Source organism: Occallatibacter sp. (assembly GCF_049802275.1).
Taxonomy (GTDB): domain Bacteria; phylum Acidobacteriota; class Terriglobia; order Terriglobales; family Acidobacteriaceae; genus Telmatobacter.
The window spans coordinates 1-6,627 of sequence record NZ_JBARMD010000700.1 but is presented as its reverse complement, the minus strand read 5'-3'; the positions used below and the strand labels follow the sequence as shown (position 1 = coordinate 6,627).

Below are 6,627 nucleotides of genomic sequence, written 5' to 3'. Positions count from 1 at the left end.
ACCATCAGGCCGGTTTGCCCGTCAATCTCCGTCATATTGTAGGATGCGCTTGAGAATCTCCCAATGCCAGTCAACAGGGTGAGGTCGCTGTCCAGCTTTTTAGTGTCGATCGGCTTATCCACCATCGGCTGGAGTTTTGTCTCGATCTTCTTGTTCAGGAGTGGCGTGCTGCCTTCGACCTTCACAAATTGCGGGGCGGCTACCGGTCCCCTTTTGCGCGCATCGCGTTGAGCCACGTATCCGTCCCACTCAGCCTGATCAAGTACATAGGGCTGCAAGACCTTGGCTTTCTCTTGTGCTGCCTCCATGCCCTGTTGGATGAGTGCGTCGGCCTGGTTGAAATCCAGGGCTGTGAATTTTTGAACATCCACTTTGACGACGATATCGGCAGCCTCCATTCCTCGAACTTCCGAGGCCGCGGAGCTGATCTGGATTGACCGTCCGAGAACACCGAAGAGAGACTGAAGATCATCAGCTGTTGTCGGAGAAACCTGGAGATGAATCGCGATAACGACATCAGGACCCATCTCGCGTGCCAGGTCCGTAGGCAGGTTGTCTACCAATTCGCCATCCACGAGCAAGCTTTTTCCGTCCCGGACGGGAGCAAATATTCCCGGAAGCGACATCGTCGATCTCATCGCCAAACCCAGCGGACCGGTAGAGAATACGTGGGCCTTTCCGGTCACCAGATCCGTGGCGACGCAGCGGAAGGGGATGGGCAGATCATCGAACGATTTGACGTCGGAGTAAGCCAGCGTTTCGCGGTCAATGAGAAGACTGATCTGATGTCCGGCATTCATTCCGGATGGGAGTGACGCCCCTTTCTTGAAGCCGATCGCCAAGGTACTTTGAACTTCGCGCGCATCTTCCTTGCGGCGGAATGAGAGGTCTTCAAAGGGCGTTACTCCTCCGAGGAGCAGCGGCCAGTCCATTCCCTTGACGGTTCGTTCAATTTGATCGGGGCTCTGGCCCGTGGCGTAGAGGCCTCCAACCAAACCACCCATGCTGTTTCCGGAGAGATAGTCAATCGGGATGTGGTGCTGCTCAAACCACCGGAGCACCCCGATGTGGGCTAGCCCAAGGGCGCCCCCGCCTTCGAGCGCCACCCCAATCTTCAACCGCTTCGGCGTCTCTGGTTCACTTTGTCCCACGGAAACGACTGAAGACCCGATTAGCGCAAAGAGAGCGACGCCGATTTTGAGGGAAAGAATACAAGAACGTCGACGAGCGACTTCCGTCCGACCAAGGCAATTCCGATTCATGGCGGTCTCCGATTCTTCAATCTCAAGTGCGGCTCAGAATCCAATTCTCCCGGCTCGAATCAGCTCGGAGAAATCAGGAGAGTCGCCGGCCGCCCGGGCTGCGGCGTTGATGTGCTCACGTGATTTCAATGCTGAAAATGGAAGCCCCCCGGTGACCAGTCGTCCCCGATCGTAAAGCAGCTCATCCAGTTTGCCGTTCAATATGTATTGGTAGGTCCAAGGCTGGGGGTTGTCAGTGTTGGCAGCAAGCGGTTTCTGGATCGTTGTCGTGCAGTTTCTAGTCAGTTCGTTGTACCACTCGGGGTGATCGTTCAGTTTGTTCAAATACGTGACATAGGTAAGGAACATCGCTCGCGCCACTTCTGGTCGTACTTGGATGCGGTACATGTATACTTCTTCATCTTTTCGGTAGTTAGTGCGTAAACGAATCACATCGCGCTCGTCCGACGCAACGAAAATCAGCCCGAACTGACGAAAGCACCCAAGAATTGTCGAGTATGACTGGCCGGTCTTGTAACGCGCCTCGATCGAGAACGCAACATGCTGCTTGTCTCCGAATTGAAAGCTGACGATCGGGTGGCTGGCGAAACTTAGTCCCCAGTTCGTCAGAAATAAATCGGCGCCCTTGATCTGTGAAAGATCGAGGGTCCGGTCGCTCCAGCAGTTTTCGTAAACGAATTCACTGCGATAGCTGCAGTTTCGCAAATTGTGAATTGTAATCCGATCGCCGTCGAATCCCACCCATGCGGTGCGAGCAACGTCAGGCTGCCAATTCTCATCGTTCGAAGGCTTCAGGCTGAACCACCACACGAGCACAATACAAAAAGCCGCGAGACACAATGCCGCAGCCTTGGCTGACCACTTGAACCGGAACAGTATTACGAAAATTCCGATACCGTAGATCAGAGTCAGTGGAATGCGCCATGCCGCAATCCGCGTATCAATGTAAAGAGCAGCGAGTGCCCACAGAGTCAGCACCGCAAGAATAAGCCACAGGGCCGTGGTTCCAACCCTCCGCAGCACTCTCAGCCAGACAGGGGATGCCTCACGACGATCGAGGTCGGGAGAATTCTTCACCTTGTCCTCATCTCAGTCTCCGAACATCAATTGGTTGATGCTTCAAAATGGAGCCATTTCCTTCGCCGGCAGGACGTTATCACCCGGAAAGAACGCAATAACCGACCGGGTCACCGTGCCTGTTTGAGCGGGCAAGTTTGAGGCAGGAGCTGTCACATTCTTATGGCAAATCTATAGGGTCCATCCAGGTCCGCAAACTGTCAATGTTGACAGGCCTGAATGAAACAAGCGAATGCCCTCACGAACGGAGTTCGATTGCCTGAAAGACGATCGATTGCGGGCGAGATTCTGCCGGTCGTCACGCCGCCCGGCAGAATCGGCCAAATCACCTTGGCGGCGGCAACCAGGTCATCTTCGGGTCATCTTAAGGATGCATATCATTTGGGCTGCTTGACCAGCCCCGATTCGCTTTGCGTGCCGAGGTCCCAATGCAATGGGATGCCGCTCGGTTTGTATTGATAAGTATCGTGGGTCTCTGCCCGTAGCGCTGTAAGGCGCTCCTTGAGATGCGCCGTGAGCTCTGCATACTCTGGCTTTCCATAAAGATTGTTCATCTCGTCCGGATCAGTACGAAGATCGTAGAGTTCGAATTCCTGCGGCTCGATAAAGAAATGGATCAGCTTGTACCGGTCTGTCCTCACACCACGGCAGGGTCGCACGTTCTCGAATCCGGGATATTCGTAATACTCGTAGAGCCAGTCTTTGCGCCATGGGATGTTGGCGTGCCCCTCGGCCAGAGGAAGCATGCTCTTGCCTTGCATCTCGGCGGGAACCGGCAACCCGGCGATCTCAAGAAGTGTTGGCGCCATGTCGAGGTTGAGGACCATCTCATCTGACTTTGCCCCGGCCTTGACGCGGCCCGGGTAGCTGATCATCATCGGAACCCGGATGGACGGCTCGTACATGAGCCGCTTGTCATAGAGGTGATGCTCGCCAAGAAAAAATCCGTGATCGGAACTGAGCAGGACCGCGGTGTCGTTGACGATTTTCTGTCGCTCGAGCTCCTGCCAGACGGCGCCGACGTTTCGATCATTGTCCTCAACTCCAACATAGTGGTCCTTGACTAGCTCTTCGAGCGATCGGGGATCGTCGCTGAAGACTTCGGAGTAGCCGATCTTGTTGTCCGCATCAGCGACTGCGCGAGGCTTTCCCCGATAGCCGTCCAAATTCTCGTCGAATGACCTGGGCTTGGGAATCGGAACTCCATTGAGGTCGTTGACCATGTCCTTTGGCCGGTAAAACGGCGCATGGGGTGCATAAAACCACAAGAACATGCAGAAGGGCTTGGTGCGCGGCTGCTTGAGCCAATCAATGGCTTTGCGTGTCAGCAGCGTATCGACATATTCGCCTTCATATATCCTCGCCGGCGCATACTTTCCGGCGATGCCCTCGGTGATTTTGGGGCGATAGTAGTCCGCCTGCCCAACGAATCCGAAGTAGTAGTCCCAGTAGTGATCCATCAGCGCGCCTTCGATGTGGGACTTGCCGAGAAAGGCAGTTTCATATCCAGCCTTCTGGAGCAGATCCGAGACCAGCGGAAAGCGATCGGGAATTTTACCCTCGACATTGGAGACGGCGCCAGTGGTGTGCGAATACAAGCCCGTCAAAAATGTCGCCCGCGACGGTAGGCAAAGCGCATTGACCACGAAAGCGTTCTTGAAGGTACAGCCTTGCCGGCCGATACGATCGAGGTTCGGCGTCTGAACGATCTTGTTGCCAGTCGAGGACAGCTCATCCCAGCGGAGGCCTTCGCCGACGATGCAAACGATGTTCGGCTTATTGCCCTCAGCCTTGAGTTGCTCGGCAAACGACGCCAGGGCATTGAGCCCGCAGGTTGACGCTCCTGTGGCGGCAAGGTACTTCAGAATTGTTCGGCGACTGTCCATGAATTGTGTCCTGGCTGGCGGCGATTCTGGTAACAAGCTTTTCAGATGTTGATGCGTGAATCTAACCTGATATTCCCTTCGGCTGTGCGGTGTCAAGCAATTTGGAATCTGCGGACTGAGTTTTGCCTGCGCATGATTTTCCAGCCGGCGTTCCGATGGTGTGGCTCGCCGCCGATAAGCCGCCAGATTCCTCAAATCGCCGCGAAATCAGGGCTAATTCCTGCGGTTTGACGTGCCGATGGCGATGCAAAAAATGTCTGGACCGGGAATGCGAATCTCTGTTTAGATTGCAGTTGATTGAGCGAGGATTTATGCGAGGTCCTTCCCGGAATTTGAGCTCAGGCAGTTTCCTTCTATGTGCATTTCTCCTGTGCACTGGAGCTGCCTTTGGGCAGAGCCCGAGCCAGCCAACTCAGGTGATCATTCCCAATCCCACTCCTCGAGAGCCCGATCTTGAGAAGGTCTACGGCGATAACCAGGCGGATCAGAAGAAGCAGGAAGCATTCTCGATTCAAAATCAGCTTCGCGCCCGGGAAATCTGGCTCGAGTCGAACCAGATTTTGTTGTTGGCCCAACAACTCCAGCAGGATATCCTCTCCACCAAAAAGACTAGCTCTATGTCGGCCAACGCTGCCAAAGCAGGGAAGATCGAAAAGCTTGCACAAAGCGTGCAGGAAAAAATGAAAGTTAATTAGCGCCGCTTTGCAGCAGTCGCGATACGCGAGGAATCATCAATGGTATGGCCTCTGAAAAATCCGCAACTGATCTGCGCGGGCCTCCTGCTTGCCCTGTTGTCGTTGGTTTTTACGGTCCCTATGCATTCCCAGTCCGATGCCGCCAACCCGAATCCGGTCCAACCGAAATCCCAGGCGAGACCAACCACTCATGATCCAAATCCTACCCCCGCCGCTGACCCCAAATCCCAATCCTCCACACCTTCCACGCCCGAAGAAGTCAGACTGGCGCAGATTGAAGCAGACACGAAAAAGCTGTTTCAGTTGTCCGCAGACTTGCGCGCGGAAGTGGGCAAGACCTACAAGGAAAGTCTCTCTCTCACAGTGCTCAAAAAGGCTGAACAGGTCGAGAAGTTGGCTAAGAGCTTGAAAGTGGAGATGAATCAGGAAGCGGCAGCTTCCAAACATTAGAATCGGTTGATAAGAGAGATGTTCTTTGGGGTACGCGGTATTGTCAGGTGGGGACCGTTCCGAATGATCCGAACCAAACTGTTATGTAGTGTCGCGATAGCTGGATATGCTTTCGCGCAGCTGGCAGGTGCTCCCGCTTCACCGCAAGAAACGAGTCAGGAAACGGATCGAGCCTCCTATGTCGGCGATGCCAGTTGCGTATCCTGTCACCGCCAGCTGAGCCAGAGTTACCAGCACACCCCCCACCACCTGACCTCCCAACTCCCCACAGCCACTTCGGTGCTCGGGTCCTTTCGCCAGGGCGCTAACTCGCTCACGATCGTGGATGCAGCGCATTCCGCTGAACCCGGACTTGAGTTTCTTATGGAGTCCAAAAACGGCGGATTCTTCGAGACCGCGATGACAGGGTGGAACTCCGACATTGTTCGGAGGACCGAACCCATCGACCTTGTCACAGGATCCGGAGTTCGAGGTCAGACATATCTGTATTGGCACCGCGATCGTCTCTTCGAATTACCGGTGAGCTATTGGAGCGACGGGCATCGATGGATCAACAGCCCCGGCTACATCGATGGCACCGCAGAGTTTTCCCGTCCCGTGAATCCCGCCTGCCTGGAGTGCCACGCCACATATATACGAGCTCTTTCAGCCGACCCCGCAACGAACCGATATGACCGGGAGAGCCTGATAGTCGGCATCTCGTGTGAGAGTTGTCACGGCCCCGGAGCGAGTCATGTTCGACAAGAAATGCAGCATGGAACCGCGTCGAAGGATGCCAATAAAAACGACATTCTGAATCCGGCAAAGTTTTCGCGCGATCGGCAGGTTGATTTATGCGCTGAATGCCACAATGGGATTCAGAGAGAAGCCCTGGCGCCAACCTTCTCTTATCTTCCAGGCCAGCCGCTGAGTGAATATTTCAAGCAACTCCCATCTCCCGACGTAGAGCATCCCGATGTCCACGGCAACCAAGTCGGACTGCTTCAGCGGAGCAAATGCTATCGTTCGTCTCCGCAGATGAGCTGCTCGACCTGCCACGACGTCCATACAACCGGGCGGCCAGCCGAATCCTATTCACAGAAGTGCCTCACCTGCCATCAGTGGCAAAGCTGCGGCATGTCCAAATCGTTGGGCCACCAGATTGCGAACAATTGTATTAACTGCCACATGCCCATCGAAGAAACCAATGTGATCGTCTCAAAATCGGCAGGTCAGGTAGTTCATGCGAAGATGCGAAACCACTGGATCAAGGTCTAC

Annotated in this window: 6 protein-coding genes; 3 read left to right on the top strand and 3 right to left on the bottom strand. The window is 54.7% G+C overall.

Translation table 11 applies throughout. The features are described from left to right. The 3 genes from WA354_RS23605 to WA354_RS23595 form a co-directional block, all read right to left on the bottom strand. Nucleotides 1–1,262, bottom strand: a 1,262-nt coding sequence (locus tag WA354_RS23605) for a patatin-like phospholipase family protein (protein WP_472815477.1), incomplete at its 3' end; no start/stop codon positions are given. A 33-nt stretch (nucleotides 1,263–1,295) separates the two neighbouring features. After that, nucleotides 1,296–2,339: an Lnb N-terminal periplasmic domain-containing protein gene (locus tag WA354_RS23600; protein ID WP_472815476.1), complete on the bottom strand. Its 1,044-nt coding sequence runs from the start codon at nucleotides 2,337–2,339 to the stop codon at nucleotides 1,296–1,298. Between the two features lie 377 nt (nucleotides 2,340–2,716). Continuing rightward, complete coding sequence (locus WA354_RS23595; protein ID WP_472815475.1) at nucleotides 2,717–4,225, bottom strand: sulfatase family protein; 1,509 nt, start codon at nucleotides 4,223–4,225, stop codon at nucleotides 2,717–2,719. A gap of 416 nt (nucleotides 4,226–4,641) precedes the next feature. On the opposite strand from WA354_RS23595, the gene WA354_RS23590 reads away from it, so the two are divergent. From WA354_RS23590 to WA354_RS23580, 3 genes are all read left to right on the top strand, one after another. Then, nucleotides 4,642–4,920 carry a hypothetical protein gene (locus WA354_RS23590; RefSeq protein WP_472815474.1) on the top strand — a complete coding sequence of 93 codons (279 nt, stop codon included), beginning with the start codon at nucleotides 4,642–4,644 and terminating at the stop codon, nucleotides 4,918–4,920. Nucleotides 4,921–4,959: 39 nt separating this feature from the next. Then, nucleotides 4,960–5,370 (top strand): hypothetical protein, encoded by a 411-nt coding sequence (locus tag WA354_RS23585; protein WP_472815473.1) that lies wholly within the window; start codon nucleotides 4,960–4,962, stop codon nucleotides 5,368–5,370. A 63-nt stretch (nucleotides 5,371–5,433) separates the two neighbouring features. After that, nucleotides 5,434–6,627 (top strand): multiheme c-type cytochrome (locus tag WA354_RS23580; protein WP_472815472.1); only part of this gene is annotated, 1,194 nt, incomplete at its 3' end.